This is a genomic window from Streptomyces sp. NPDC026575, assembly GCF_055567415.1.
In genome coordinates, this window is the sequence record NZ_JBVHQM010000023.1 from 112,108 (window position 1) to 138,393 (window position 26,286).

Consider the following 26,286-nt stretch of genomic DNA (forward strand, 5'->3'; position numbering starts at 1 on the left):
CTCCCAGCTCTGCCGAGGATGTCCGTATGACCCGGGTACTGCTCACCGGCTTCCAGCCCTTCGACGGTGAGGCCACCAACCCCTCCTGGCAGGCGGTCCGCGCCGCCGTGGCCGAACCGCCCGCCGGGATCGAGGCGTCCGCCGTCGAGCTGCCGTGCGTCTACGGGGCGTCGGTGGCCGTGCTGCGCGCCGCCATAGAGGAGGCCCGCCCCGAGGTCGTGGTCTGCGTCGGGCAGGCGGGCGGCCGCCCCGACATCACCGTCGAACGCGTCGCCATCAACGTCGACGACGCCCGGATCCCCGACACCTCCGGAGCCGAACCGGTCGACGAGGCGATCGTGCCCGGCGGCCCGGCCGCGTACTTCTCCACCCTGCCGATCAAGGCGTGTGTGGCGGCCGTCCGCGCCGCCGGGCTGCCCGCCTCGGTCTCCAACACGGCCGGCACCTTCGTCTGCAACCACGTCTTCTACGGCCTCGCCCACCTCATCGCCACCGAACTCCCCGATCTGCGCGGCGGGTTCGTGCACGTCCCCTACGCCCCCGAGCAGGTCACCGACCGTGCCCAGCCGTCGCTGCCGGTCCCCGCGGTCGCCCTGGCCCTGCGGGAGATCGCCGCCACCGCGGCGCGCACCCGCACCGACATCCGCGTGGCGGGCGGGGCCACCCACTGACCGGGGACGGCCCTGGCGTCCGGCCGCGACGGGCCGCACCGTAGACTGGCGCATCGGCCCGCGAGCGGTTTGTCAACGGACCCACCGGCCGTTCCACCCACGAGCGGATCCGCGCCGTTTCGTCCGTTGTCAGTGCGAGCGCCTACTCTGTGCGACGTGACTTTTCCCGCCCCGGGGCCCGCTGCGCCCCAGCTCAACGGGGTTAACCGCCCCGCGCCGGGCCCGGCCGCCGATGAGGGCCTGGCCCGCCGGCTGCGCGCCCTCGCGTGCACCGCGCCGCTGCACGACCTCGACGTGCGCAAGGCCAACCTCGCGGGCGAGTACGGCTGCTACGCCATGGCGGAGGTAGCGCTGGCCGTCATCGACCTCGTCACGCTGAACATGGACTTCGACACCGGCGCCGACCACGAGGAGATAGTGGCGAAGGTGCTCCCCCGGGTGGCCGCCCAGACCCCCGGCCGGCCCGCGGGCGAGCACGAGCGGGTGGCCCGCTGGGTGCTGGAGAACCTGATCAACGTCGGCAGTGTGGACCGCGGCTTCCGCGCCGTCTACGGCACGTTCACTACCGAGGGCGCGTACGTCCGGCGCGACTACGACTTCAAGCTCATCGAGGAGGTCCCCGGCCCCGGCGGCACCGTCTACCTCCGGGCCACCGACGAGGCGGTCAACGTCCTGGTCGGCGCGCTCGACACCGATGTCACCAGCGCCCAGATCGCCGCGGAGGTCAAGCTGGAGGTGCTGATCAACCGCGGGCGGCTGGCCGACGCCCAGCTCGCCGCCGAGCAGGCCCGCTACCGCACCGTCCAGTACGCCGAGACCCTGCGCCGGACGCTGGACGCCACCCGGCGCAACGTCCGCGCGGTCGACTGGCTGGAGACCGTCCCCGACATGATCAGCGAGGCACTCGACCACGTCGCGGACCGCTACCGCCACGAGAACGCCATCCTGACCAACATCCGCAAGGCCCGCGACGAGACGGAGGCCGACAATCCGAAGACGGGCGAGCACAAGCGCCGCGCCGCCGAGCTCGTCGACATCGTCAAGGACTGCATCCGCCGGCACACCCAGCTCCAGTCCCGGCTGCTGGAGGCCGGCCCGCTCTTCCGCGCCGAGCAGGACCGGCAGGCCTTCGCCGCCCCCGCCGCCCGCTCCGGACTCGACCTGTACGGCCAGCTCGTCGCGCCCCTGCTGCCGCTCCCCGCAGAGCAGGCCATCCGCGTCACCGACGCCTACTTCGCACACGGCACGGGCCTGCGCACGCCGTCCGCGGTGCGCGTGGGGGACCTCGTCGAGGTCCTGCTGACCCCGCCCCTGGAGCGCGAGCACCTCGGCGCCGAGATGCCCGAGCCCGATCTGGTGGCCACGCCGGACGACAGCCGCTTCAGCGAGGCCCAGCTCGACGCCGCGATGGCGCTGCTTGACCTGCCGGCCGACGCCCCCCGCCGGCTCTCCGGCCTGCTCGCCGAGGCCCGCCGCAGCGATCCCGAACTCCCCTACCTCGTCGCCCTGCTGGCCGTCCACGCCGCCAGCCCGCCGGTCGGCACGGCCTACCGCCAGGGCGAACCGCAGCTGCTCTTCGCGGTCGACGACGGCACGGAGCTGACCGACCCCGAGTTCGGCGGCGCCGACCTCATCGTCGGTACGGCGCTCCTCGACGCCGCCGGCATGGCCGCCGACCGCTCGGAGGTGGCCTGATGCCCCCTGGCCAGGGCCTGCCGCCGATACCCACCGTGCCGCGCGCCGCCGTCCGCCGCCGGACCGCGCCGTACGGCCGCCCGCCCGCACGCCGGCCCGAACCCTGCCGCCGGCAGCAGATGTCTGTGCCCGTCCCCCGCAAGGAGCCTGTCCCGTGACCCAGTACGACGCCGACGAGGTGGCGCAGCCGGACCCGGCGGCCGGTACCGGCGAGCCGGACCGGAGCGCGCCCGCCGCCGACGCCGAACCGGCCGCGACCCGGCCGTCCCCCAGGCTCTCGGCCCCCGCCCCGCTCGCGACGCTGATGGGGCGAGGCGACCTCCCCGAGCAGAGCGGGCCCCAGCCCCTCGTCCCGGCCGACGCCGCCGACGCCGCGCGGCTGGTCTCCTTCGGCCTCCAGCCCAAGCTGCTGCCGGCCCGCGACGCCGAGTACGGCGAGCTGCTGCGCCGCTATCGGGACGACCCCGCCTTCGCCCGGCTCGCCGACGCCGTAGCCACCGGCCTCGGCCTGGTCGTCCTGGAGGTCTCCACGCGCGCCGGTATGGCCGTCACGGCCGCCGAGGACTCCGTCTTCGCGGTGCGGATGGGCGACTACGCCCGGCGGGCCTCCGCCGACTCCGCCGACCGCTTCCTGCACGGCCTGGCCCACCTCGCGGTCGCCGCGCTGGCCTTCCCGCGGCCCGAAGACCTCGCCGACGACGGCTATATCGGACGGATCACCGTCAACGGCGTCGACGCCTTCGTCCGGCAGGCCTGCCGCCGCCTGGAGGAGCGCGCCGAGCAGGAGGGCGAGAACACCGACCCGGCCACCGACGCCCCCGGCCTGGAGTCCGCCTGGCGGATCTACGCCCGGCGCAGCGCGACCGGCGCCACCAAGGACGCCCGGCGACTGGCCGGCTCGACCACCGGCATCATCGCCAAGGCCGTCACGTTCCTCGTCGACTCCGGCTTCCTGCAGCGCACCGGCGACGACGCCGGCGGCGCCTACCGCACCACCGCCCGCTATCAACTCCAGGTCCGCGACATGGCCGGCAGCGCCGCCATGGCCGAGCTGCTCGACCTGGGCATCGTCCCCGTCGCCGACGGCAGCGCCTCGCTGCTGCCGGGCGAGGACACCGACGACCTCGACCTGGTCTCCGACGCCGGACTGCCCTTCCACTCCGCCTGACGAGCCCGCCCGCCCACCGACCGCCGCATTTTCGCCCCACACCACGAGAGTCCGCCATGTACGAGTTGTCCCGGGTCCGCCTCTACTCCATCGGGCCTGCCGGTGCGCGCTATGCCGACACCGTGCTGGACCTGCGCGGAGTCGGTGCGCCGGTGCCCCGACCGGCCCCGGCGCAGGCGGACTTCTTCGAGGACGACCCGGTCGGCCCGCCGCGCCGCCCGGCCCCCGCCGGCGTGCTCTTCCTGGAGAACGGCGGCGGCAAGTCCGTCCTGCTCAAGTTGATCTTCTCGGTGATGCTGCCCGGTCACCGCAACACCCTGGGCGGCGCCAGCTCCGGCGTACTGCGCAAGTTCCTGCTCGCCGACGACTGCGGCCATGTCGCCCTGGAGTGGCAGCACGTCCTGACCGGCGAGTCCGTCGTCGTCGGCAAGGTCAGCGAGTGGCGCGGCCGGCAGGTCTCCAACGACCCCCGGAAGTTCGCGGAGGCCTGGTACAGCTTCCGGCCCGGCCCCGGCATGAGCCTGGACTCGCTGCCCGTCGCCGAGGCCACCCTCGTCCGCCCCCGCCAGGAGGGCGGCGAGGGCACCTCCGGAGCCCAGGGCCGCCGCCGCACGATGAAGGGCTTCCGCGACGTCCTGACGGAGGCCGGGAAGAACTACCCCAATCTGGACGTCGTCTGGGAGGAGATCCACGAGCGCTGGAACGAGCACCTCGGCGAGCTGGGCCTGGACCCGGAGCTCTTCCGCTACCAGCGGGAGATGAACGCCGACGAGGGCGAGGCGGCCGGCCTGTTCGCGGTCAAGAACGACTCGGACTTCACCGACCTGCTGCTGCGCGCCGTCACGGACACCCGGGACACCGACGGTCTCGCCGACCTGGTGCACGGCTTCGCCCACAAGCTCGGCCGGCGCGCCGAGCTGACCGCCGAGCGGGACTTCACCGCCGGCTCGCTCGATCTGCTCTCGCGCATCGCCGACGCCGCCGAGCAGCGCGAACGCGCCCGCGAGGTGCATGCCGGCGCCGAGCGGCGCACCCGGGGCCTGGCCCAGCGGCTGCACGGCCGCGCCACCGAGGAGCGCGGCCGCGCCGCCGAGCTGGCCGAACAGGTCGCCGCCGCGGCCCACCGCGTCACCGACGCCGAGCGCACCCGCGAGCGCCGCTCCCTGGTCTCCGCCGAACTCGCCTACCGGCACGCCTCGTTGGCGCTGGCCGCCGCGGAGAAGGGCGCCGCCGCCCAGCGCCGCGAGCTGAACGACGCCCGGACGCTGCACAGCGCCTGGCAGGCCGCCGAGATCGCGCTGCGCCACCGCGCCGCGGCCGACCGCTCCGCCCGGGTCGCCGCCGCCATTCGCGAGGCCGAGCGGGACGCCGCCCCGGCGCTCGCCGCCCGCGCCACCGCCGCCGCCGACCTCGTACGGGCCTTGCACGCGGCGGCCGAGGCGGGCGAGCGGGTCGCCAACGAGGAGGAGGAGCGCTCCGCCGCCCTCCAGGAGGCCGGCGAATCGGCGCACCGTGACGCGACCACCGCCGCCACCCACGCCCAGCGCGCCCGCAGCGAGGCCGATCACCTCAAGCAGCGGCTCGCCGAGGTCGCGGAGGAGACCGCCGAGGCCGTCCGGGCCGGCTGGCTGGACGACAGCGCCCCGGACGCCGACCCGGCCCGCGCCGCGCTCGCCGCCTCGGACGCCGAGAAGACCGCCGTCGAGGCATGGGACCAGGCCAGGGAGGCGGCGCGGCAGGCCACCGACCGCGCCCGCGAGGCGACGGCCCGGCACTCCGCGGCGGAGCTGGCCGCGGCCCGCGCCGAGGATGCCGCGCAGGCCGCCGGGCGCGCCTTCGACGCCGAGCGCCGGGCGGCCGAGTCGATCGGCGCCGAGCAGCGGCTCGCCGAACTCCTCGGGCTCGGGCAGTCCGAGGCGAAGGCCGTCGGCGTGCCCGGCCCCCGTACGGCCACGCCCGGTACGGACCCGGGCACCGCCCGCCGCGCCGCCACCGCCGGAGCGCTGACGGCCGAGGAGCTGGACCGCACCGCCGACGCGCTGCGGGAGCTGCTGGAGGAGGGCGTCACCGCCGCCGAGCGGCAGCTGTTCGACCTGCGCACGGCCGCCGCCGACGACGCGCGGATCCTCGGCGCGCTGGGCGACGGCGGCCTGCTGCCGCCGGGCCCCGATGTGCTGGCGGCCGTGGAGTATCTCGGTGAGCACGGCGTCCCGGCGCTGCCGGGCTGGCGCTATCTCGCGCAGTCCGTCGACCCCGCCGACCACGTCCGGGTGCTGGCCGCCCGGCCCGAACTCGTCGACGGCGTGATCATCACCGACCCGGACACCCACGCCCGGGCCCGCGAGGTGCTGGCCCAGGCCGCGCTGCTGCCGCGCTCCGCCGTCGCCGTCGGCACCGCCGCCGCGCTGCTCGCACCCACCCCCGCTCCCGACGAGCGGGACACCGGCGTGTTCCTCGTTCCGCCGAACCCGGCGATGCACGACGAGTCCGCCGCCGATGAGGAGCGCCGGGCGCTGCGGGCCCGCGCGACGGAGCGCGACGAGGAGATCCGGGCACTGGCCGCCCGGCTCGCCGGGGACCGGGCGCTGGCCGCGCGGCTCGGCTCGTGGCGTGCGGGCTGCCCCGCCGGTCGGCTCGCCGAGTTGGCCGCCGCCGCGGAGGAGACCCGTACGGCCGCCGACGAGGCCGCCGCCGGGCTCGCCGAGGCCCGTACGGCCCGCGCCGAGGCCGAGGAGATCGCCGCCGAGGCCACCGGGGTGCGCGACGAGCGGCAGGAGACCGCCCAGCGCGCCCGCCGCGCCGCCGACCTGCTCGCCGGGCTCGCCCACCGGCTGCGCGAGCGCTCCTCCTGGCAGTCCCGGATGCGTGAACTCGCCGACGAGGCGGCCGAGTTCGAGGCCCGGGCCGAGGAGTGCGTGGACCGCGCCCGGGCGGCCGACGAGGACCGCCGGGCCGCCCAGCGCGCCGCCGACGACGCGCGCCGTACGGCCCGCGCACTGCGCGCCGAGCGCGCCGAGATCGCCGGTGTGCCGGAGGACCTGGGCGAGGCCCCCGAAGGGGCGAGCACCTCGCTGCCCGCGCTGCGCGAGGCATACCGCGCCGCCTCCCAGCTCTACGAGAAGGTCGGCGTCGGCGCCGACCTGCGCGCCGAGCAGGCCCGCGCCGAGGGCGAGGAGTCGGCCGCGCTGGCCGAGCTGAACCGCCTCACCAACAAGGTCCGCACCCGCGCCGAGGCCCTCCTGGAGAGCCCGGACGCCGCCGACGGGCCGTCCCGGCAGGCCGCGGCGGCCCGCGCCGAATCGCTGGTGCAGATGCTGGAGTCCCGCGCCTCGGCCGCCAGCGAGCAGCTCGGCCGGCTGCGCGGCGAGGCCGAGCGGCTGGCCCCGACCGACAAGGAGGCGCACACCGAGCTGCCCGAGGAGCTGGTGCCCGCGGACGCCGACCGCGCCAAGGAGCTGCTGCGCACCGCGTCCGGTGAACTGGCCACCGCCACCGAGGCGTTGGCGTCCGCGCGGGAGCGGCACGAGGAGCTGCTGCGCGGCCACCGCGCGGCGGAGGACGCGGCCGGCGGCTTCGACGAGACCGCGGCCCTGCTGCGGGATCTGCTGCGCGACCACCAGGAGACGGAGGAGGCGGCCGGGGAACGGCCCGAGCCGTACGCCGGCTCGCTCGCCGAGGCCCGGCAGGCCGCCGCCGAGTCCCGCCGCTCGCTGCGCGGCTGCGCCGCCGACCTCTCCGCCGCCGAGTCCGCGGTCCGCGAGGCCGCCGACGTCCTGGTACGGCACGCCAACTCCACCCGCTACGAGCAGGTCCGCACCCCCGCCCGGCAGCAGATCCGGGAACTGCCCGCCGCGGCCCTGCCGGACCACGCCGCCAAGTGGGCGGAGGCCTTCGCGCCCCGGCTGCGGGTGCTCACCGACGAGCTGGAGCAGCTGGAGCGCAACCGCGACTCCATCGTCGACCGGCTCCGCGGCCTGGTGGAGTCCTCGCTGACGACACTGCGTTCGGCCCAGCGGCTGTCCCGGCTGCCCGAGGGGCTGGGGGAGTGGTCCGGCCAGGAGTTCCTGCGGATCCGCTTCGAGGACCCCGACCAGGCCACGCTCACCGAGCGGCTGGGCGAGGTCATCGACGAGGCCACCCGCTCGGCGGTGAAGAAGAACAGCGATCTGCGGCGGGACGGGATGTCCCTGCTGCTGCGCGGGGTCGGCGCGGCGCTGCAGCCGCGCGGCGTAGCCGTGGAGATCCTCAAGCCGGACGCGGTGCTGCGCGCCGAGCGGGTGCCGGTCGGGCAGATGGGCGATGTCTTCTCCGGCGGTCAGCTGCTGACCGCCGCCATCGCCCTGTACTGCACGATGGCGGCGCTGCGCAGCAACGACCGGGGCCGCGACAAGCAGCGGCACGCCGGCACGCTGTTCCTGGACAACCCCATCGGCCGGGCCAACGCGACGTACCTCCTGGAGCTGCAGCGCGCCGTCGCCGACGCGCTGGGCGTCCAGCTCCTGTACACCACCGGCCTGTTCGACACCACCGCGCTCGCCGAGTTCCCGCTGGTCATCCGGCTGCGCAACGACGCGGACCTGCGCGCGGGCCTGAAGTACATCAGCGTCGAGGAGCACTTGCGGCCCGGTCTGCCGCAGCCGGACCCGGCCGGCGAGGTGGTGCACGGCCAGATCACGGCGACCCGGATGTACCGCCGCCCGGAGGACGCCGCGCCCCAGGAGGCGGACGAAGCGGCCCGGTGACCCGTGGGCGCGGGGAGCGGACCGCGGGCGGTCATAGCACCACGACCGACCGCAGCACCTCCCCGCGCTGCATCTTGGCGAAGGCCGCTTCCAGGCCGTCGAGGTCGATGGTCTCGCTGACGAAGCGCTCCAGGTCGAGCTTGCCGCTCAGGAACAGGTCGATCAGGACGGGGAAGTCGCGGCTGGGCAGGCAGTCGCCGTACCAGGAGGACTTCAGCGCGCCACCGCGCGAGAAGAGGTCGATCAGCGGCAGCTCGATCCGCGCGTCCGGCGCGGGCACCCCGACCTGGACCAGCGTGCCGGCCAGATCGCGCATATAGAACGCCTGCCGGTAGGTCTCCGGAAGGCCCACCGCGTCGATCACCACATCGGCGCCGTGTCCGGAGGTGAGCGCGCGGACCGCCTCGACGGGGTCCGTACCACGGGAGTTGACGGTGTCGGTGGCGCCGAACCGCTCGGCCGCGTCCAGCTTGCCGTCGTCGACGTCGATCGCGATGACCCGGCGCGCGCCGGCCCGGGAGGCGCCCGCGACGGCGGCGTTGCCGACGCCGCCGCAGCCGATGACGGCGACGGTGTCACCGCTGCCGACGGCCCCGGTGTGCACGGCGGCGCCGTACCCGGCCATCACCCCGCAGCCGATCAGGCCCGCGGCCTCCGGGCGCGCCGACGGATCGACCTTCACCGCCTGTCCGGCCGCGACCAGCGTCTTCTCGGCGAAGGCGCCGATGCCCAGAGCCGGCGTCAGCTCCGTACCGTCCGGCAGGGTCATCGGCCGGGAGGCGTTGCGGGAGTCGAAGCAGTACCAGGGGCGGGCGCGCCGGCAGGAGCGGCACTGCCCGCAGGGGGCCCGCCAGGCGAGCACCACATAGTCGCCCGGTGCCGGCTCCGTCACACCGGGGCCGACCGCCTCGACGACACCGGCCGCCTCATGGCCGAGCAGATAGGGGAAGTCGTCGCCGATCGCGCCGTCGCGATAGTGCAGATCGGTGTGGCACACCCCGCATGCCTGTACGGACACGAGCACCTCGCCCGGGCCGGGATCGGGCACGAGGATCGGCAGCACCTCGACGGGCGCGCCCTTCTTGAGGGCGACGACGGCGCGGGCTTCGTGCGGCATGTCTCACTCCTAATACAGCGCCTGCGGCGACGGCAGGGGCGGGTGACACAGGTGAGGTGGCACGGATGCCTGTGAGGGGGGGAGTGGTGCGCTGCGCTGGGAACGGGGGCGGTGAGGGAGGGGCGCTCCACCACCGTCTCCGGTGTTGCCTATAACGCGCTAGGTTGCGCCATAGGAGACATGCTGGAAGTCCATCAGGGATCCGTCAAGGGGCGATTTTCTGCTAGGAGGCGCCTGCCGTGGAGGAGGCGCCCCGGGGGAGGCGCCCCAGGGCCCCGGAGCGCCCCGGACGCCGTCGCGCGGTCCTCAACCCGCGTACCCCATACGGCGGGAGAGCTCGGCCGCGGCCTTCGCGGCACGCTCCGCGAGCTCGGGGAGCAGCTGACGCTCCATCCGGTATGCCGGCCCCGAGACGCCGATGGCCCCGATCACCGCACCGTCGTGCGCCCGCACCGGCGCCGCCACCGCGTTCAGCCCGATCTCCAACTCCTCGCTGGTGCAGGCGAATCCGTCCGCCAGCGCGACGGTCAGCTGCTCGCGCACACCGGCGGCCGTGGTCAGCGTGTGCTCGGTGAACCGCGCCAGCTTCCGGGTCACCAGGCTCTCCCGGCGCTGCGCCGGCAGATGGGCCAGCAGCACCTTGCCGCTGGCGGTGGCGTGCAGCGGGGTGCGTCGGCCGAGCCAGTTGTACGCGGTGACCGCGGCGGCGCCCCTGGCCTGCATGATGTTGACCGCCGCATCGCCGTCCAGCACCGCGATGTTGGCGGTCTCCCCGGTGTCGTCGGCGAGCGCCCGGCAGACCGGCTGGCCCTCCTGCGAGATGTCCAGCCGGATCGCCGCGGCGCCGGCCAGCCGCAGCACCCCGGCCCCCAGGTAGTACTTCCCGCGCTCCTTCTCCTGCGCCACCAGCCCGCGGTGCTCCAGCACCCCGAGGATCCGGAACGCGGTCGACTTGTGGACGCCCAGCTCCTCGGCGATCTCGGTCACCCCGGCCTCGCCCAGCTTGGCCAGGATCTCCAGCACGCTCACCGCGCGGTCCACGGACTGGACGGATCCCGCCCCGCGCCGCTCCTCGGACCGGTCCTCGGCCGTATCGCTCGTGTTCGCCATGGGTCTTTGCGTCACCACCCCGTCGCCCCCGACGGGCACGTCTGAGGGCATCTGCCGGAAAGCCCTTGACGGCCCGCTCCCCGACTTGGATTCTGTTGCGCATCGCGCTCTGCGATGCGTTATTCAAAACACATGATACCGGCCAGCGCGAGGGGGGCCAGATGATTCCCGTCTGCCGCATCGAGGACCTGCCCGAGGGCGAGTCCGTACGGATCGAGATCGACGACACCACACCGGCCATCGCGGTCTTCCACGCCGAGGGCGGGTTCTACGCCGTCGACGACACCTGCAGCCACCAGGACGCCTCGCTCTCCGAGGGCTGGGTGGAGGGCTGCTTCGTCGAATGCCCGCTGCATGCGGCCCTGTTCGACCTGCGCACCGGCGCCCCGACCTGCCTGCCGGCCCGACGGGCGGTGCGCACCCACGAGGTCAGCGTCCTGGACGGGACGATCCATGTACGGCCCGCCGTGCGGGAGGAGGCGGTGGCCTGAGGGCCGGGAAGCTCTTGAGTGCCTTCGGGGCGGTGCCGGACCGCCGCCCCGATCGTTCACGCGGCCGCGCGGTCCACCCCTGACCGGCCCTCCCGCGAGGCGCGCCGCTCCTGCCGGCGCGCCCGGCGCCGCTCGCGCCGCAACTCCCGGGCCGTACTGCTCGGCTGGGACTGCACGCCGTTGCGCTGCACCCAGACCTGACGGGTCACCCAGACGTCGAGCACGCCCCACGTGGCGACCACGGTGCTGGCGACCGTGCTGAGCACCGCCGGGAAGGCGAACCAGGAACCCGCCAGGGTGCACAGGAACGCCACCATGGCCTGAATCAGCGTGATCGCCACGATGATGACGGCGCGCACCGCGGCCGTGCGCACCGGATCCGCCATCCTGGGCCGCGCCGCCGGCTCCTCCTGCCACAACGGCCGCCTGCCGGTGTCCATGAACGCGTCACACTCCCCGCACTCTCCCCGTGTGTCCGGCTCCTCGGTGGCTGCCCGGGTTTCGCCGGGTACATTCCCTGGGTTCCGCACACCGTCCACGTCCATGGTCACGCACCGAAGCGAGGATGGGTTACTCGGGGTAGGGAAAAACCGGCCAAGTGTCCCGACCTGCGGCCGAATACGGGAGAGACGTCCAGCCCCAGGAATACGGGCGCCTTGTCCGGGAATCAGCGGACAACGTAGGGCGATCCTGCCGCGGGGGCCTCCGTGCCCTCACAAGAGGTCTTCGGGTCCGTCCCCCGACAGTAGTAGGCTCGCGCCGTTTGTTGACGGAACACCGCCCCCGTGCGCCGGGGTTGACGTAGGGGAGGCCATGCGCTTTCGCGGGAAGTCGGTCCGCCGGAAGATCGTGGCGTTGCTGCTCGTACCGCTGGTGTCCCTGACGTCCATGTGGGCGTTCATGACCTATATCACCGGACGTGAGGCCAACCAGCTGCTGGACGTCGGCAACGTCGTACAGAACCTGGGCTATCCGGTCGAGGACGTCGTCCAGGCCCTCCAGCGCGAGCGCCGGCAGAGCCTGCTCTACCTGGCCGACCGGCGCGACGCCGACGCGGAGGGCGAACTCCACGCGCAGACCCGGGCCACCGACGAGGCGATCACCCGGCTGCGCGCCGACGCCGACGCCCGCGACGTACGCGAGGACCTGACCGGCGACGCCGGCGACCGGATGGACGGCGTCCTCAAGGGCCTGACCGGCCTCGGCTCGCTGCGCGCCCAGGTCGAGGACAACACCGTCACCCGCGACGAGGCCATGGAGAGCTACAACTCCCTGGTCGACCCCGGCTATGACTTCCTCGCCGCGCTCCACGCCCTGGAGAACGTGGAGATGGACAAGCAGGGCCGGGCGCTGGTCAACATCACCCGGGCCCGGGAGGCCGTCTCCCGTGAGGACGCCCTGATGTCCGCGGTGCTCGCCTCCGGCAGCATGAGCAAGCGCGATCTGCGCTCGCTGTCCGACCGGGTGGCCGAGCGCCGGGTCCTGTACGACACCAACCTCCCGGCCCTGCCGTCCGCGGACCGCGGCCTCTACGAGGACTACTGGCGCTCCGCCAAGGCCGTCGAACTGACCTCCTACGAGGACCGGGTGATCGCCGCGGGCGCCCGGACCGGACCGCAGGTGGTCAACGCCGAGCGCTGGCACACCGCCGCGGACAAGGTGCTCGACGACCTCGAACGGATGGGCAAGGACGCCGGCGACCGCTACCAGCAGCGGGTCGCCCCGGTCGCCTCGCACATCCTGCTCAAGGCCGCCATCGCCGGCGTCCTCGGCTTCATCGCGCTGCTGGTCTCGATCATCGTCTCCTTCCGCATCGGCCGCCGCCACGTCCGGGACCTGACCCGGCTGCGCAAGACCGCCCATGAGGTCTCCGGCGTACGGCTGCCGAGCGTGATGCGCCGGCTCGCGGCCGGGGAGCAGGTCGACGTGGAGACCGAGGCACCCCGGCTCGAATTCGGTCCGGACGAGACCGGCCAGGTCGGCCAGGCGCTCAACACCCTCCAGCGGGCCGCCATCGAGGCCGCCGTCAAGCAGGCGGACATGCGCCGCGGCGTCTCCGAGGTGTTCGTCAACCTCGCCCGCCGCAGCCAGGTCCTGCTGCACCGCCAGCTGACGCTGCTGGACGCCATGGAGCGGCGCACCGAGGACACCGACGAACTCGCCGACCTCTTCCGGATCGACCACCTCACCACCCGTATGCGGCGGCACGCCGAGGGCCTGGTCATCCTCTCCGGCGCGGCCCCGTCGCGGCAGTGGCGCAAACCGATCCAGCTGATGGACGTGGTGCGCGCGGCGGTCGCCGAGGTCGAGGACTACGAGCGGATCGAGGTCCGCCGGCTGCCGCGGCTCGCGGTGGACGGCCCGGCGGTCTCCGACCTCACGCACCTGATAGCCGAACTCCTGGAGAATGCCACCGTCTTCTCGCCGCCGCACACCGCCGTACAGGTGCTGGGCGAGCGGGTGGCCAACGGCTACACCCTGGAGATCCACGACCGCGGCCTGGGCATGGCCCCGGACCTGCTGCTCGAAGCCAACCTCCGGCTCGCCGAGACCCCCGAGTTCGAGCTGTCCGACACCGACCGCCTCGGCCTGTTCGTGGTCAGCCGGCTCGCCCAGCGCCAGCGGGTACGGGTCGCGCTGCAGCCCTCGCCGTACGGCGGCACCACCGCCGTGGTCTTCATCCCGGGCGAGATCCTCACCGAGACCTCCGACGGCGCCAGGGAGGTCGAGGGGCCGGTCGCCGACGCGCTGTCCGGCCCGCCGGACACCGAACTGGAGCATGCCGCGGGCAAGTTGGCCGCGCTCTCGCACGCGCCGCTGCCGCTTCCGGAGCGGCGGGCCCCCGCCGTCCTCGACGGTCCGGTCGAACTGGAGGCGCCGCTGGGCCTGGACGGGCTGGGGCCGCACGAGGACGAGGAGGACCTCTTCCGGGGCCGGGAGCGGGACCGGGACCGCGACGCCGGCCGTCGCGCAGCCGGGACCGGGCCGCGCAGCATCGCGCCGGTGCCGCCGGTCCCCGACGGCGAGCAGCACCAGCAGACCCGTGACCAGGCGCCCGGCGGCGGACTGGCACCGCTGCCGCGCCGCCCCCGGCCTCCGGTGCTGGTCTCGGACCACGGCAGGACGGTCGACGGCCGCGACGGTGCGGACGAGCCGGCCGACCGCGAGCCGACCGGCGAGCGCCCCTCCGGCGAGGACGCCGGCGAGCCGGGCCCGCCCGCCGACCCGCCCACGCCGATCACGCCCACGGGGCTGCCCCGCCGGGTCCGGCAGGCCAGCCTCGCACCGCAGCTCAAGGCCGAGGCGGCCGGTCCGGCCGCGCCGGAGCCGCCCGCCGCACCGCCCGAGGACGACCGCGACGCCGCGGAGGTGCGGGCCCGGATGGACTCGCTCCAGCGGGGCTGGCAGCGCGCCCGCCGCGAGAGCGGCGAGGAACCGCGCCCCGGCGCGGCACCGTCGGACCAGGACGCGCCGGCCGGGAACCCGCCGTCCGCGGACACCACAGACCCGGATGCCCCCGACCGGACCGCACAGCGCGGCGAGGACACGGGCACCGCAGCACCAGGAACCACATCGGGAGGGGACGGTCCATGACCGCACCGAAGGCAGCAGCCACCAACGCATCGTTCTCGGCGAAGGGGTCCGGTGAGCTGAACTGGCTCCTGGACGAGCTGGTGGATCGGGTCGGCTCCATCCGCAAGGCCCTGGTGCTCTCCAGCGACGGGCTGGCCACCGGCGCCTCGAAGGACCTGACCCGCGAGGACGGCGAGCATCTGGCCGCGGTCGCCTCCGGCTTCCACAGCCTGGCCAAGGGCGTCGGCCGGCACTTCGACGTCGGGCAGGTCCGCCAGACCATGGTCGAGCTGGACGACGCGTTCCTGTTCGTCAGCGCGGCCGGCGACGGCAGCTGCCTGGCCGTGCTCGCCGACGCGGACTCCGATGTCGGACTGATCGCCTACGAGATGACCCTGTTGGTCAAGCGCGTGGGCGCGCATCTGGGCACCGCGCCCAGGTCCGGCCTCTCCACCTGAGCACGACGACGGGGACGCCATGAGCGATCAGGACGGCCGGGCGGCGCGGGACCGGGAGGCGGCCCGCTGGTTCGACGACGAGGCGGGGCCCGTCGTCCGGCCGTACGCCATGACGCGCGGGCGCACCCGCACCGACGCCGAGGGGCGCCTCGACCTGATCGCACAGGTGATCGCCGAGAGCCGCGCGGAGCGCACGATCGACGATCAGACGCTGTCGCCGGAGCAGGTCGAGATCGTCGAGCGGTGCCGGCAGGCGCCGCTGTCGGTCGCCGAGCTGGCGGCCGAACTCGATCTGCCGGTCGGTGTCGTACGGGTCCTGATCGGCGATCTGCTGGACGCGGAGCTGGTCCGGGTCAGCCGCCCGGTGCCGCCCGCCGAGCTGCCCGACGAGAAGGTGCTGCGCGAGGTGATCGACGGCCTGCGGGCGCTGTGAACGGCCCCTGGGGGGCGCCTGCGCGGACTCCGCGGGCCTCGGGAGTCAGAGCCCTAGCCGCCGTCGTCGCCGGACTTCCTCCGGCGCGGCGGCGGCCACTGGTCCGCGGACGGCTGGGAGTCCAGCTGGCTGACCGCCTCCGAGAGCTGGACGACGACCTGCAGGATCTGCCGCTGGGTGTTGCGCCGCTCGGTGATCACCGCGGCGAGCAGCAGCGCGGTGAGTGCGGTGATCCCGTTGAACGCCTGCAGGATGACCATGTTGGTGAACAGGTCGTGCAGGGCGAACGGCCCCGAGCCCTGGGCGGCCGCCACGATCGCGACCGTCGAGACCAGCAGCGCACAGGGCGCCGCCCCGGCCCGTTCGAACCGGAACGCGGCCCACATCAGACACGGCGAGACCAGGAAGAGCAGATTCATCGAGCTGCTCACGGCGAGCACGGTGACGGTGAACGTGCAGCCGACCAGCAGCACCGCCTCCGCCCACCGCAGGAGGGGGACGCGTCCGGCGAGCGGCCACCGGGCGGTGCTCAGGAGCAGCAGCACCGGCGTGATCACCAGCACCCCCATCGCATCACCGGTCCACCACACCGCCCAGGTGGCCCAGAAGTCCGACGCCGGGAGCGCGCCGGAGAGCACCAGGACGCCGCTGCCGGCCGTCGAGCTGACCAGCATCCCGGTCAGCGCGCCGAGCACCACCAGCGCCAGGGCGTCGCGCAGCCGGTCCAGCTCCGTATGGAACCCCACCCGGCGCAGCAACCGGTAGGACAGCACCGGGCCGACCGTGTTGCCCGCGACGATCGCGAGGACCACCAGCAGCGACGGCCCCAGCGAGACATTGACCAGGAACGCGCCGAGGGCGATCCCCGGCCACGTCCGCACACCGAACAGCAGCAGCGCCGTCAGGGCGATGCCGGTCGGCGGCCACAGCGGGGTGACCTGGCCGCGGACCAGCTCCTGCAGGAGGCCGAGCCGGGCGCTGCCGTAGTAGATCCCGGCGGTCACCAGGATCTGCACGAGGGTGGCCCGCTGCCGCCACAGGGCGGTACGGAGCCGCACGGCGGTGCCGTCGTGCCCTCCGTGCCGCTCGTCGTGCACCACACCGGCCTCCGCTTCGTCGCCGCGCGCCGCCCCTAGGCGTAGGGGCCCCCGTTGTGGCGGAGCACGAGGACGGCGGCGTCGTCGGTGTGCCCGGTCAGATCGGCCACCGCGATCACCTCGCCCGCCAGGTCCTCGGCGTCCTCGGCGTACCCCTTGTCCACCAGGTCCACCACCCGCGCCAGTCCGTTCTCGATCGGGTAGGACGGCCCCTCCACCACCCCGTCGGTGAGCAGCACGAACGCCCCCACCTCGGTCAGCCGGCGGTGGGTGACCGGATATCGCTGGTCGGGGAAGACCCCCAGCGGCATCCCGCCCGGATCCATCAGCACCTCCGTGCCGGAGGCGGTGCCCCACACCGCCGGGACATGGCCGGCGCGGGCACCGGCCAGTTCGCCGCTGTCCGGGGCGAAGCGCAGGAAGGTGCAGGTCGCCAGGAGGTCCGAGCTCATCGACAGCAGGAGGTTGTTGGCCCGCTCCAGGACGTCGCCGGGGTCGGTGGTGGCGCCCGCGACGGCGCGCAGGCCGGTGCGCACCTGTCCCATGAAGGCGGCGGCCTCCACATCATGGCCCTGGACGTCGCCGACGGCGAAGCCGAGCGAGCCGTCCGGCAGCCAGAACGCGTCGTACCAGTCGCCCCCGATGTCCAGGCCCGTCTGCGCCGGTACATAGCGGGCCGCGGTCTGCAGTCCGGGCAGGCCCGGCAGCTCCGGCGGGAGCATGTGCCGCTGCAGCTCCACGGCCAGGGCCACCCGCGCCTGCTGCAGCTTGATCCGCTCCATGACCCGGCCGGTGAGCTGGCCGAGGAGCCGCAGCAGCTCCTCGGACGGCGGGCCGGAGGTGGTGCGGTGACCGTTCATTCAGCACCCCGCTCCGCATCGCCGATCCCGTAGGGACGAATCGCGCTGAACTCTCACATTACCCCCGGCTCGTTGAGCACTGCTCAACACCGGAGTAGGCTCTATTAAGCAACTGTCAACAGGAGGAGCACCGCCGCCATGCCCACGGACGCCACCCCGGCCCCCGTCGAGCGCCTGGAGATCCAGGTCGGTCCGCACACCTACGACGCCCTGGCCTCGGGCCCCGCCGACGGCGAGCTGGTCCTGCTGCTGCACGGCTGGCCGGAGTTCGCCGACTCCTGGAGCGCGGTGCTCCCCGCCCTGGGCGCGGCCGGCTACCGCGCCCTCGCCGTCGACCAGCGCGGCTACTCCCCGCGCGCCCGCCCCGCCCGGATCGCCGACTACGCCGTCCCCGAACTCGTCGCCGACGCCCTCGCCTTCGCCGACTCCCAGGGCGCCGGCCGCTTCCACCTCGTCTCCCACGACTGGGGCGGCATGGTCGCCTGGGCGCTGGCCGGCGCCCACCCCGAGCGGCTGAAGTCCCTGACGGTGCTGGCCACCCCGCACCCGGACGCGCTCAACCGCGCCGCCGCCGAGGACCCCACCCAGCACCACCGCCTCGACTACGTCCGCTTCTTCCGCCGCGACGACGGCGCCGCGGAGGCCGCCCTGCTGGCCGACGACGCCGCCCGGCTGCGCGCCGCGTACGGCGGAAAGGTCCCCGACGCGCTCGTGGAGGACAACGTCCGCCGGCTGTCCGCACCGGGCGCGCTGACCGCCACCCTGAACTGGTACCGCGCCCCCGAGTCCGTCATCTCGGTGCCCGCGGGCCGGATCACCGTCCCCACCCTCTTCCTGTGGGGCAGCCAGGACATGGCGCTGGGCCGCGGCGCGGCCGAGTCGACGGGGGAGTGGGTGGACGGCCCGTACCGCTTCGAGGCGCTGGAGGGCGCCAGCCACTGGCTGCCCGAAGAGGTCCCCGACCTCGTCACCCCCACCATCCTCGACCACCTCGGGCAGTACGCCTGACGCCGCGGCGGCGGGCCGGGGACAGCGCGAACGCGCCCGGCCCGCCGCCGTAAACTGCGGGCATGCCCGGCAAGCGGACCACCCGACTCACCCCCGACCAGCGCCGCGCGCAGCTGGTCGGCATCGGGCTGGAGATGCTCGCCGACCGCTCCCTGGACGAGCTGTCCACCGACGAAGTCGCCCGGCGGGCCGGTATCTCGCGCGGACTGCTCTTCCACTACTTCGACTCCAAGCGCGACTTCTACCGCGCCGTGGTCCGCGCCGAGTGCGACCGCTTCACCGCCGCGACCGAACCGGACGGCTCGCTGGAGCCGGTCGCCTGGATGCGGGCGTTCATCGCGGGCTTCGTGGCGTACGTCCTGGAGCACCGGCAGGCGTACCTCGCGCTGGTACGGGGCGCCGCCGGCAGCCACCCCGCGATTGCGGACATCATCGGAGAGACCCGCGAGACGATCGCCCGCCGGCTGCGCGACGGGCAGCGGCGGCTCGGCATGCCGGACGCCCCGCGCCTGGAGCTGGCCTCGCGCGCCTGGATGGCGTTCGCCGAGGAGGCGGTCACGACCTGGCCGGAGTCGGACGCCGCCGCCCGCGAGGAGCTGTGCGCCTTCATCGAGGCCAGCTTCGTGAGCCTGCTGGGACTGCTCGACCGGCCCGAGGCGCTGGGAGCCCGGCGGCCCTGACCTGCTGTGGCTCAAGCGTGACTCATCTCAAGTGGGCGCCGCGCGGCGTACGTTGTACCGTTCCCTTGCAGCCGCTGCCCTGTGCGCCGATGCGCGGGAAGAGGTGAGCTCCGCCCGTACTCCCGGCAAATCAGGAGAAGAATCCCATGGCCTTCGGGCGTTCCGACCGCTCCCAACGGACCGCCCCCGCCGATCCCGTGACGCTCAAGATCCTGGTCGCGGGCGGCTTCGGGGTCGGCAAGACCACCCTGGTCGGCGCCGTCAGCGAGATCAAGCCGCTGCGCACGGAGGAGCGGCTGACCGAGGCGGGCCGGCTGGTGGACGACCTCGACGGGGTGGAGGCCAAGACCACCACCACCGTCGCGATGGACTTCGGACGGATCACCCTCAACGAGGAGCTGGTCCTCTACCTCTTCGGCACTCCGGGCCAGGACCGCTTCTGGTTCCTGTGGGACGAGCTGGCGCTCGGTGCGCTCGGTGCGGTGGTGCTCGCCGACACCCGCCGGCTCGCGGACAGCTTCTCCGCCATCGACTACTTCGAGCGGCGCGGTCTGCCGTTCACGGTCGCCGTCAACTGCTTCGACGGCGCCGACCGCTATCCGCCGGAGGCCGTACGCGAGGCCCTGGACCTCAACCCCGAGGTGCCGGTGATGCTCTGCGACGCCCGCCGCCGCGAGTCCGCCCGGGACGTACTGGTCTCCGTCGTCCAGCACGCGCTGCACACGGACGCCCGGCGGCGGGAGCCCGCGCTGCCCTGACCGGGCGCCGAAGTGCGGCCCGTCCCCCGCCGTCCGAGGCACGGGCCGCACGCCCCCTATGCCGGGCCGCCCTCGGGCAGCCAGCCGAAGCTCCGCTCCACGGCCTTGCGCCAGTTGGCGAACTCGCTCTCGCGGGCCCGGTCGTCCATCCGCGGCTCCCACTGCCGGTCGCGCTTCCAGTGGCTGCGCAGCTCGTCGAGGTCCTGCCAGACGCCGGTCGCCAGCCCGGCCGCGTACGCCGCGCCCAGACAGGTCGTCTCCGAGATCACCGGGCGGATCACCGGAACCCCGAGCACATCCGCCTGATGCTGCATCAGCAGGCCGTTGGCGGTCATCCCGCCGTCGACCTTGAGCCGGGTGATCCGTACGCCGGAGTCCTGGAACATGGCGTCCACGACCTCGCGGGTCTGCCAGCTGGTCGCCTCCAGTACGGCGCGGGCCAGATGCGCCTTGGTGACGAACCCGGTCAGGCCGGTGATCACACCGCGGGCGTCGGAGCGCCAGTACGGCGCGAACAGGCCGGAGAACGCCGGCACCACATACGCCCCGCCGTTGTCCGGGACGCTCGCCGCCAGCGGCTCGATCTCCTCGGCCGACGCGATGATCCCCAGCTGGTCGCGGAACCACTGCACCAGCGCGCCCGTAATGGCGATGGAGCCCTCCAGGCAGTACACGGGCGCCTCGCCGCCGAGCTGGTAGCCCATGGTCGTCAGCAGCCCGTTCTTGGACGGTACGGGGCGGTTGCCGGTGTTGAGCAGCAGGAACGAGCCGGTCCCGTAGGTGTTCTTGGCCTCGCCGACGCCGTAGCAGGTCTGGCCGAACACCGCGGCCTGCTGGTCGCCCAGCGCGGACGCCACCGGCACCCCGTGCAGCTGCCCCACCGCCGTGCCGTACACCTCGGCCGAGGACCGGATCTCCGGCAGCATCGCGGCCGGCACGTTCATCGCCGACAGGATCTCCGGGTCCCACTGCAGGGTGCCGAGGTTCATCAGCATCGTGCGGCCCGCGTTGGTCACGTCGGTGACGTGCACCCCGCCGTCGGTGCCGCCGGTCAGATTCCAGATCAGCCAGGAGTCGATGGTGCCGAACGCGATCTCGCCGCGCTCGGCGCGGGCCCGCAGCCCCGGCACCTCGTCCAGCAGCCAGGCCGCCTTCGGCCCGGAGAAGTAGCTGGCCAGCGGCAGACCGGTGGCGTCCCGGAAGCGGTCCTGGCCGTCCTGGCCGCCGAGCTGGGCGCACAGCTGGGCGGTGCGGGTGTCCTGCCAGACGATCGCATGGTGCACCGGTCTGCCGGTGGCCCGGTCCCAAAGGACCGTGGTCTCCCGCTGGTTGGTGATGCCCAGCGCACTGAGCTGGTCGGCGCGCAGCCCCGCCTTGGCGAGCGCGCCCGCCACCACGGCCTGCACCTTCGCCCAGATCTCGGCCGCGTCGTGCTCCACCCAGCCGGGCTTGGGGAAGATCTGCCGGTGCTCGCGCTGGTCCACGGCGACGATCGCCCCGCCGTGGTCGAAGATGATGCAGCGGCTCGACGTGGTGCCCTGATCGATCGCGGCCACATACTTCTCGGTCTTCCCGGTTCGCTCGGTCATACCGTCACGCCTCCTGACGTCCTGGCTCGAAGTGGGTGCGGGGCCTACCGGGTCAGAACACGCAGTTGTGGACCAGACCGGCCAGCACCGCACCGATCAGCGGTCCGGCCACCGGGATCCAGGCGTAACTCCAGTCCGAGGAGCCCTTGTTGGGGATCGGCAGCAGTGCGTGCACCACGCGCGGGGCGAGGTCGCGGGCCGGGTTGATGGCATAGCCGGTGGGCCCGCCGAGCGACAGCCCGATGCCGACCACCAGCAGCGCGACCAGCAGCACATTGATGCCCGAGCCGTAGACCCCGGCCTGCGCGCCGGGCACCTGGCCGATGCCGATGCCCTTGTTCTGGCCGAAGAACAGCAGGGGCAGCACCAGGCCGATGGTCGCGATGATCTCGGTGACGAGGTTGGCGGCCGGTTTGCGGATCTCCGGAGCGGTGGAGAAGATCCCCAGCGTCGGCTGGGCCTTGTCCCGCTCCGCGTTGGCGGCGAACTGCGCGTAGTACAGCGCCCAGGCCAGTACGGCGCCGATCCCCGCGCCCAGCATCTGCGCCAGGATGTACAGCGGCACCTTGGACCACTCGGTCCCGCCCGCGACCGCCGAGCCGACCGTCACCGCGGGGTTGAGGTGCCCGCCGGACAGCGGCGCCGCGGTGTACGCACCGGCGAGTACGCCCATGCCCCAGCCGAACGCGATCACGACCCAGCCGGCGGCCCTGGCCTTGGAGTGGTGCAGGGTGACGGCGGCGCACACGCCGGCGCCGAAGAGAATCAGCATCGCGGTGCCGATCACTTCACCGACGAAGATGTCCCCGTTGGAATACATGGCGGCTCCTTGGCTCTCGCCCCGGGGACGGCCCCCGGTCCTCCGTAGGGTGCGTCCGGAAGTGTTCACCCGAGGTGATGGGCCGTCAAGGTCGCACACAACAAAGGATGTTGAGCAGTCAACCGACCGCTCGGCCGCCCTGCCCGGGGGGCAGTGCACCGCTCTGGCCGGGCGCGGCGGGGCATCCGGGCCCGGCCGGACCGGGCATCCGCAGCGGCGACCCGCGCCGGATCTCGGTGCGCTCCGAGCCCGGCCGGCCCAGCACCCAGCTCGCCCCCGGCAGGGCCTTCGCCGCCTTCTTCAGCGGCGCCAGGGCCGCCGCGGCCGCATGGTGCCCGCCGACGCTGCCGGGCGGGCACACCGCGGTCGCCAGCGACAGCGTGACCGGCCGCCCGCCCGCGGACCAGACCACGTCCAGCAGCGCCGCGGCGAACGGCTCCAGGCCGTCCGGCTCGGTCAGCACCAGGAAGTCGTCGCCGCCGATGTGGCCGACCCGGCAGGCCGGTTCGCCCGCCGCGACCCCGGCCAGTGTCCGCCCCACCGAGCGGATCAGCTCATCGCCGGCCGCGAACCCGGCGCCGTCGTTGACCTGCTTGAAACCGTCCACATCCAGCCAGCTCAGCGCGAACGCCCGGCCCTCGGCGATCCGCCGGTCCACCTCGCCGTTGACCTCGTCCGAACCGGGCAGCCGGGTCAGCGGGTTGAGCCGCGCCGCCTCCTCCACCCGGCTCTCGGCCAGCGCCCGCACGATGTCGGCGAGGTGCACCACCCCCATGCACCGGCCGCGCTCGTCCACCACCGCCACATCGTCGCCCGTACGGTCGCGGTCGCCCTCGGCGATCACATCGAGCACCTGCCAGGCGGTGGCGTCCGCCCCGACCGTCCGGGGCCGGTCGGCGAGCCGCAGCGCCGGCCGGTCGGCGTACAGCGCATGCCCGTACCGCCCGGACAGCGACAGCAGGAACCGGTCCCGGTCGATCGCCCGGACCGGCACCCCGTCGGTGTCCACCAGCAGCACCCCCGACACCTCGGGAAAGCCGGTGAGATGGCTGCGCACCGCGCCCGCCGACGCGGACATCGGCAGCAGCGCGGCGGGCTGCAGGAACTGCGCGACCGGCGGCCCGGCCGGCGGGTGGTACGGCGCCGCCGGCCCGTTCACCGCCCGCGCGGCCGGCGGCGGCAGATAGATCTCGGTGGCGGGCCGTCGCGCGGGCGGCGCGAACAAGTGGCCCTGCGCCAACTGCACCCCGGCCTCCCGCACCGCCGCGTACTGCCGCTCGTTCTCCACCCCCTCGATGGCCAGCAGCCCACCGATCCGCTCGCACAGCTGCCGCATCGCGGCCACCGCGGCCTGCCGCCCCCGATCGGTGTCCAGCCGCGCGCACAGCGACGCGTCGAGCTTGACGAGGTCCGGCGCGAGCTCGCCGAGCAGCCGCAGCGGCAGATCGCCGTCCCCGACCCCGTCCGCGCAGATCCGGTAGCCCTCGTCGCGCAGCACCGCCACCGACTCCAGCAGCGCGGCGCGCGGGACATGGGTGAACGGCCCGACGAGATCGAGGGTGATCTCCCACGGCCGCCGGCCGATGTCGTGCACGGCCTTGCCCAGCGACGTCAGTCGGGGCAGCTCGGCGACGGTCGTCGCGAAGACGTTGACATGCAGCGGCAGCAGCGTCTCCTGGTGTGCCGCCGTCCGTACGGCGAGCGCCGCGAGTTCGGCGTCCAGGTCGGGACAGCGCCGCGCGGTGGCCAGAACGTCGACCTCGCCGGGCTCGGGGCGGGCGAGTATCTCCAGCGCCGCGACCGAACCGGTCGAGAGGTTCACGACGGGCTGGAAGGCGAATCGAAGCTGGTCCGTCCAGGCAGGCACGGAGAGCAGCATGCCCCGCCCCCACCCTCAACAGGGTGTGATTAACGCACTGTTCATGCACCCTTCCGGAGCGTGCGGGCGGCTGCCGCGCGATGCACACAGGACGTTCGAGGGGGTGACGCGGACCGGCCCGAACGCCTGATGATCCGTCAGCTGCGGCTACCGTCTGGATGTCGGGCGCACCCCGCTGCTAAGTTATTCTCGTTCCGAGAAAGACTCAGATTGAGAATGAATCGCGAGGGGGCGCGGCACGTGGACACGGACCCGCAGGGCGGCAGGCGCGGTGGCGCCGACGACGGCGAGCGCGCCTTCCTCGCGGCCTACGACCCGCGAGACTTCCCGGCCATCGCCGTGACCGTCGACATCGTCGCGCTGACCCTGCGCTCCGGGGTCCTGCACATCCTGCTCGTCGAGCGCGGCGGCCCGCCCTTCCAGGGCGCCTGGGCGCTGCCGGGCGGCTTCGTCCGGGCCGGGCGGGAGTCGCTCGACCAGGCCGCGGCCCGCGAACTGGCCGAGGAGACCGGGCTGGACGCCGCCCAGCTGGAGCGCGTCCACCTCGAACAGCTCGGCTCGTACGGCGACCCCGGCCGGGACCCGCGGATGCCCGTGGTCACCGTCGCCTACCTCGCCCTCGCACCCGACCTGCCCGAGGCGCGCGGCGGCGGCGACGCCAGGGCCGCGGCCTGGGTCCCGGTCGGCGCACTGGCGCTCGACGAACCGGACGCGGCCCGGCCGCGTCCCCCACAGCAGGGTCCGGGGCGCGGGATCGACGGGGGTGATTCCGCGCCCCGGACCCCGGCCGACCGGGCACCCGGTCAAGGCGTCGCCGAGGCCCTGCTCCCGCTCGCCTTCGACCACGCCCGCATCGTCGCGGACGGCCTCGACCGGGCCCGCGCCAAGATCGAGTACACCCCGCTGGCGACGGCCTTCCTCGGCGCGGAGTTCACCATCGTCGAACTCCGCGGCGTCTACGAATCCATCTGGGGCAGCCCCCTGCACGCCGGGAACTTCCACCGCAAGGTGCTCTCCGTCCCCGGCTTCGTCGAACCCACCGGGGCGACCGCGGCCCGCGGCGGAACCCGCGGCGGACCGCGCGCCCGCCTCTACCGGGCGGGCGACGCCCGGCTGCTGCACCCGGCGCTGCTGCGCCCCGAGGAGAGCGCGCTCTGACCGCCACCGGGGGCGGTCACCGGCAAGGTCACTGCACGGGGAAGTCGAAGTACGTATCCGGGAAGGGCTCCGGCTTGAAGGTGTAGTGCCACCACTCCTCCGGCAGATTCACGAACCCGGCCCGCTCCAGCCCCTTCTTGAGCAGCAGGCGATGGGCCAACTGGCGCCCATGGACACGCGGGTCGAGGGTGTGCGCGAGGGTGTCGAAGCAGTCGAACCCGGTCCCCATGTCGAGCGAGTCGTCCGGGAAGCGCCCGGCCTTCGGCCCGTAACAGGGCGTCAGCGGCTCACCCGGCACATACGGACGGGTGGGCACGGCCGGCAGTCGCACCAGCGTGACATCGAGCGTACTTCCCCTGCTGTGGCCCGACTTGGCCGCGATATAGCCGTCGTCGAACAGCCTGGTCTTGTCCACCCGCGGATAGAACTCCGCCTTCATCCGCTGGTCGTCCAGGTCCTTGGCCCACCGGACGAAATGGTCCACCGCGCGCTGCGGCCGGTAGCAGTCGTACACCTTCAGCGAGAGCCCCCGCTTGAGGAAGGAGAGCTGCGCGCGGTGCAGCGCCCGCGCCGCCTCCCGGGTCAGCAGGCACGTCGGCCTGCGGTAGCCGTCCACCGGTACGCCCATGAAGTTGTGCGGGGTGACGTAGCGCATCTCCTGGATGATCGTGGGGTCCACCTCGCGCAGCGCGACGAACCCCTTAGGCGGCGCGGACGGGGGCGCCGCCCGATGGGCGGCCCCCGCCGACGCACCCGACGGCAGTGTGGCGACGGTCATCAGGGCGGCGGCGGCAACGGCCAGGCCGCGCAGCGCGGTTGCGAGTCTCGGCATGGCCCCTCGTCTACCAGGCGGGGCAGGCGCGGGGGAAGAGCGCCACCGGGCGGGGCCCTAGGGCCTGTCCGATGGGTCGGGGTCGGAAAGGCCGCGGCGTCTGGTGCGGTGCATCGCAAGGCGCCGGAGCGTCTCGATAGCGGAGCT

General features: G+C 74.0%; 21 protein-coding genes. 12 read left to right on the top strand and 9 right to left on the bottom strand.

Going from position 1 to position 26,286, the window contains the following annotated elements:
- The first annotated feature begins 26 nt into the window (after positions 1-26).
- The 4 genes from pcp (at position 27) to ACZ4NB_RS28540 (ending at position 8,276) form a co-directional block, all read left to right on the top strand.
- Entirely contained in the window at positions 27-671 is a 645-nt protein-coding gene (pcp, locus tag ACZ4NB_RS28525; RefSeq protein ID WP_393500615.1) for a pyroglutamyl-peptidase I, read from the top strand.
- Positions 672-827: 156 nt separating this feature from the next.
- Positions 828-2,366 carry a hypothetical protein gene (locus tag ACZ4NB_RS28530; RefSeq protein WP_467665906.1) on the top strand — a complete coding sequence of 513 codons (1,539 nt, stop codon included), beginning with the start codon at positions 828-830 and terminating at the stop codon, positions 2,364-2,366.
- Positions 2,367-2,670: 304 nt separating this feature from the next.
- A complete protein-coding gene (locus tag ACZ4NB_RS28535; RefSeq protein ID WP_467665924.1) occupies positions 2,671-3,534 on the top strand; it encodes a hypothetical protein in 864 nt (287 codons plus the stop codon).
- 56 nt (positions 3,535-3,590) lie between these two features.
- Complete coding sequence (locus ACZ4NB_RS28540; protein ID WP_467665907.1) at positions 3,591-8,276, top strand: coiled-coil domain-containing protein; 4,686 nt, start codon at positions 3,591-3,593, stop codon at positions 8,274-8,276.
- A 31-nt stretch (positions 8,277-8,307) separates the two neighbouring features.
- Here the strand turns inward: ACZ4NB_RS28540 and ACZ4NB_RS28545 are convergent, their stop codons facing one another.
- Together ACZ4NB_RS28545 and ACZ4NB_RS28550 are read right to left on the bottom strand one after the other, a co-directional pair.
- Positions 8,308-9,393 carry an S-(hydroxymethyl)mycothiol dehydrogenase gene (locus tag ACZ4NB_RS28545; protein ID WP_467665908.1) on the bottom strand — a complete coding sequence of 362 codons (1,086 nt, stop codon included), beginning with the start codon at positions 9,391-9,393 and terminating at the stop codon, positions 8,308-8,310.
- A gap of 306 nt (positions 9,394-9,699) precedes the next feature.
- Positions 9,700-10,503 (bottom strand): IclR family transcriptional regulator, encoded by an 804-nt coding sequence (locus tag ACZ4NB_RS28550; RefSeq protein WP_467665909.1) that lies wholly within the window; start codon positions 10,501-10,503, stop codon positions 9,700-9,702.
- Between the two features lie 161 nt (positions 10,504-10,664).
- On the opposite strand from ACZ4NB_RS28550, the gene ACZ4NB_RS28555 reads away from it, so the two are divergent.
- Positions 10,665-10,994, top strand: a complete 330-nt coding sequence (locus ACZ4NB_RS28555) for a bifunctional 3-phenylpropionate/cinnamic acid dioxygenase ferredoxin subunit (RefSeq protein ID WP_467665910.1) — start codon at positions 10,665-10,667, stop codon at positions 10,992-10,994.
- Between the two features lie 56 nt (positions 10,995-11,050).
- Here ACZ4NB_RS28555 and ACZ4NB_RS28560 read toward each other — a convergent pair whose 3' ends face one another.
- A complete protein-coding gene (locus ACZ4NB_RS28560) occupies positions 11,051-11,539 on the bottom strand; it encodes a hypothetical protein (protein WP_467665925.1) in 489 nt (162 codons plus the stop codon).
- Positions 11,540-11,807: 268 nt separating this feature from the next.
- On the opposite strand from ACZ4NB_RS28560, the gene ACZ4NB_RS28565 reads away from it, so the two are divergent.
- Genes ACZ4NB_RS28565 through ACZ4NB_RS28575 form a run of 3 tightly spaced genes read left to right on the top strand, consistent with a single transcriptional unit; the run spans position 11,808 to position 15,458 of the window.
- On the top strand, positions 11,808-14,588 hold the full coding sequence (locus ACZ4NB_RS28565; RefSeq protein WP_467665911.1) for a sensor histidine kinase: 2,781 nt from the start codon (positions 11,808-11,810) through the stop codon (positions 14,586-14,588).
- Positions 14,585-15,025 (top strand): roadblock/LC7 domain-containing protein, encoded by a 441-nt coding sequence (locus ACZ4NB_RS28570; RefSeq protein ID WP_393500590.1) that lies wholly within the window; start codon positions 14,585-14,587, stop codon positions 15,023-15,025. The genes ACZ4NB_RS28565 and ACZ4NB_RS28570 overlap by 4 nt, the downstream gene beginning before the upstream one ends.
- Positions 15,026-15,044: 19 nt before the next feature.
- Positions 15,045-15,458 (top strand): DUF742 domain-containing protein, encoded by a 414-nt coding sequence (locus ACZ4NB_RS28575; protein WP_467665912.1) that lies wholly within the window; start codon positions 15,045-15,047, stop codon positions 15,456-15,458.
- Between the two features lie 53 nt (positions 15,459-15,511).
- Here the strand turns inward: ACZ4NB_RS28575 and ACZ4NB_RS28580 are convergent, their stop codons facing one another.
- Positions 15,512-16,516, bottom strand: coding sequence for an MASE1 domain-containing protein (locus ACZ4NB_RS28580; protein WP_467665926.1), 1,005 nt, complete (start codon positions 16,514-16,516; stop codon positions 15,512-15,514).
- Positions 16,517-16,590: 74 nt separating this feature from the next.
- Positions 16,591-17,415, bottom strand: a complete 825-nt coding sequence (locus tag ACZ4NB_RS28585) for a PP2C family protein-serine/threonine phosphatase (protein WP_467665913.1) — start codon at positions 17,413-17,415, stop codon at positions 16,591-16,593.
- Between the two features lie 138 nt (positions 17,416-17,553).
- On the opposite strand from ACZ4NB_RS28585, the gene ACZ4NB_RS28590 reads away from it, so the two are divergent.
- The 3 genes from ACZ4NB_RS28590 to ACZ4NB_RS28600 all read left to right on the top strand — a co-directional run bounded on the left by ACZ4NB_RS28590 (position 17,554) and on the right by ACZ4NB_RS28600 (position 19,861).
- Positions 17,554-18,423: an alpha/beta fold hydrolase gene (locus tag ACZ4NB_RS28590; protein WP_467665914.1), complete on the top strand. Its 870-nt coding sequence runs from the start codon at positions 17,554-17,556 to the stop codon at positions 18,421-18,423.
- A gap of 62 nt (positions 18,424-18,485) precedes the next feature.
- Complete coding sequence (locus ACZ4NB_RS28595) at positions 18,486-19,103, top strand: TetR/AcrR family transcriptional regulator (protein ID WP_467665915.1); 618 nt, start codon at positions 18,486-18,488, stop codon at positions 19,101-19,103.
- A gap of 146 nt (positions 19,104-19,249) precedes the next feature.
- Entirely contained in the window at positions 19,250-19,861 is a 612-nt protein-coding gene (locus tag ACZ4NB_RS28600) for a GTP-binding protein (protein WP_467665916.1), read from the top strand.
- Positions 19,862-19,917: 56 nt separating this feature from the next.
- On the opposite strand, the gene glpK is transcribed toward ACZ4NB_RS28600, so the two are convergent.
- From glpK to ACZ4NB_RS28615, 3 genes are all read right to left on the bottom strand, one after another.
- On the bottom strand, positions 19,918-21,450 hold the full coding sequence (gene glpK, locus ACZ4NB_RS28605) for a glycerol kinase GlpK (protein WP_467665917.1): 1,533 nt from the start codon (positions 21,448-21,450) through the stop codon (positions 19,918-19,920).
- Between the two features lie 52 nt (positions 21,451-21,502).
- A complete protein-coding gene (locus ACZ4NB_RS28610) occupies positions 21,503-22,270 on the bottom strand; it encodes an MIP/aquaporin family protein (protein WP_467665918.1) in 768 nt (255 codons plus the stop codon).
- A gap of 118 nt (positions 22,271-22,388) precedes the next feature.
- Complete coding sequence (locus ACZ4NB_RS28615) at positions 22,389-24,137, bottom strand: EAL domain-containing protein (RefSeq protein WP_467665919.1); 1,749 nt, start codon at positions 24,135-24,137, stop codon at positions 22,389-22,391.
- A gap of 228 nt (positions 24,138-24,365) precedes the next feature.
- Here ACZ4NB_RS28615 and ACZ4NB_RS28620 point away from each other — a divergent pair, with 228 nt between their 5' ends.
- Positions 24,366-25,307 carry an NUDIX hydrolase gene (locus tag ACZ4NB_RS28620; RefSeq protein ID WP_467665920.1) on the top strand — a complete coding sequence of 314 codons (942 nt, stop codon included), beginning with the start codon at positions 24,366-24,368 and terminating at the stop codon, positions 25,305-25,307.
- A 28-nt stretch (positions 25,308-25,335) separates the two neighbouring features.
- Here the strand turns inward: ACZ4NB_RS28620 and ACZ4NB_RS28625 are convergent, their stop codons facing one another.
- Positions 25,336-26,139 carry a M15 family metallopeptidase gene (locus ACZ4NB_RS28625; protein ID WP_467665921.1) on the bottom strand — a complete coding sequence of 268 codons (804 nt, stop codon included), beginning with the start codon at positions 26,137-26,139 and terminating at the stop codon, positions 25,336-25,338.
- Positions 26,140-26,286 lie beyond the last annotated feature (147 nt).

What these genes read in the sequence shown, in the direction of transcription:
- pcp (WP_393500615.1), top strand. Translation starts at nt 27, where the DNA reads ATGACCCGGGTACTGCTCACCGGCTTCCAGCCCTTCGACGGTGAGGCC.
- ACZ4NB_RS28585 (WP_467665913.1), bottom strand. Translation starts at nt 17,415, where the DNA reads ATGAACGGTCACCGCACCACCTCCGGCCCGCCGTCCGAGGAGCTGCTG.
- ACZ4NB_RS28545 (WP_467665908.1), bottom strand. Translation starts at nt 9,393, where the DNA reads ATGCCGCACGAAGCCCGCGCCGTCGTCGCCCTCAAGAAGGGCGCGCCC.
- ACZ4NB_RS28560 (WP_467665925.1), bottom strand. Translation starts at nt 11,539, where the DNA reads ATGGACGTGGACGGTGTGCGGAACCCAGGGAATGTACCCGGCGAAACC.
- ACZ4NB_RS28565 (WP_467665911.1), top strand. Translation starts at nt 11,808, where the DNA reads ATGCGCTTTCGCGGGAAGTCGGTCCGCCGGAAGATCGTGGCGTTGCTG.
- ACZ4NB_RS28610 (WP_467665918.1), bottom strand. Translation starts at nt 22,270, where the DNA reads ATGTATTCCAACGGGGACATCTTCGTCGGTGAAGTGATCGGCACCGCG.
- ACZ4NB_RS28575 (WP_467665912.1), top strand. Translation starts at nt 15,045, where the DNA reads ATGAGCGATCAGGACGGCCGGGCGGCGCGGGACCGGGAGGCGGCCCGC.
- ACZ4NB_RS28625 (WP_467665921.1), bottom strand. Translation starts at nt 26,139, where the DNA reads ATGCCGAGACTCGCAACCGCGCTGCGCGGCCTGGCCGTTGCCGCCGCC.
- ACZ4NB_RS28595 (WP_467665915.1), top strand. Translation starts at nt 18,486, where the DNA reads ATGCCCGGCAAGCGGACCACCCGACTCACCCCCGACCAGCGCCGCGCG.
- ACZ4NB_RS28540 (WP_467665907.1), top strand. Translation starts at nt 3,591, where the DNA reads ATGTACGAGTTGTCCCGGGTCCGCCTCTACTCCATCGGGCCTGCCGGT.
- ACZ4NB_RS28535 (WP_467665924.1), top strand. Translation starts at nt 2,671, where the DNA reads ATGGGGCGAGGCGACCTCCCCGAGCAGAGCGGGCCCCAGCCCCTCGTC.
- ACZ4NB_RS28555 (WP_467665910.1), top strand. Translation starts at nt 10,665, where the DNA reads ATGATTCCCGTCTGCCGCATCGAGGACCTGCCCGAGGGCGAGTCCGTA.
- ACZ4NB_RS28600 (WP_467665916.1), top strand. Translation starts at nt 19,250, where the DNA reads ATGGCCTTCGGGCGTTCCGACCGCTCCCAACGGACCGCCCCCGCCGAT.
- ACZ4NB_RS28620 (WP_467665920.1), top strand. Translation starts at nt 24,366, where the DNA reads ATGAATCGCGAGGGGGCGCGGCACGTGGACACGGACCCGCAGGGCGGC.
- ACZ4NB_RS28550 (WP_467665909.1), bottom strand. Translation starts at nt 10,503, where the DNA reads ATGGCGAACACGAGCGATACGGCCGAGGACCGGTCCGAGGAGCGGCGC.
- ACZ4NB_RS28570 (WP_393500590.1), top strand. Translation starts at nt 14,585, where the DNA reads ATGACCGCACCGAAGGCAGCAGCCACCAACGCATCGTTCTCGGCGAAG.
- ACZ4NB_RS28590 (WP_467665914.1), top strand. Translation starts at nt 17,554, where the DNA reads ATGCCCACGGACGCCACCCCGGCCCCCGTCGAGCGCCTGGAGATCCAG.
- glpK (WP_467665917.1), bottom strand. Translation starts at nt 21,450, where the DNA reads ATGACCGAGCGAACCGGGAAGACCGAGAAGTATGTGGCCGCGATCGAT.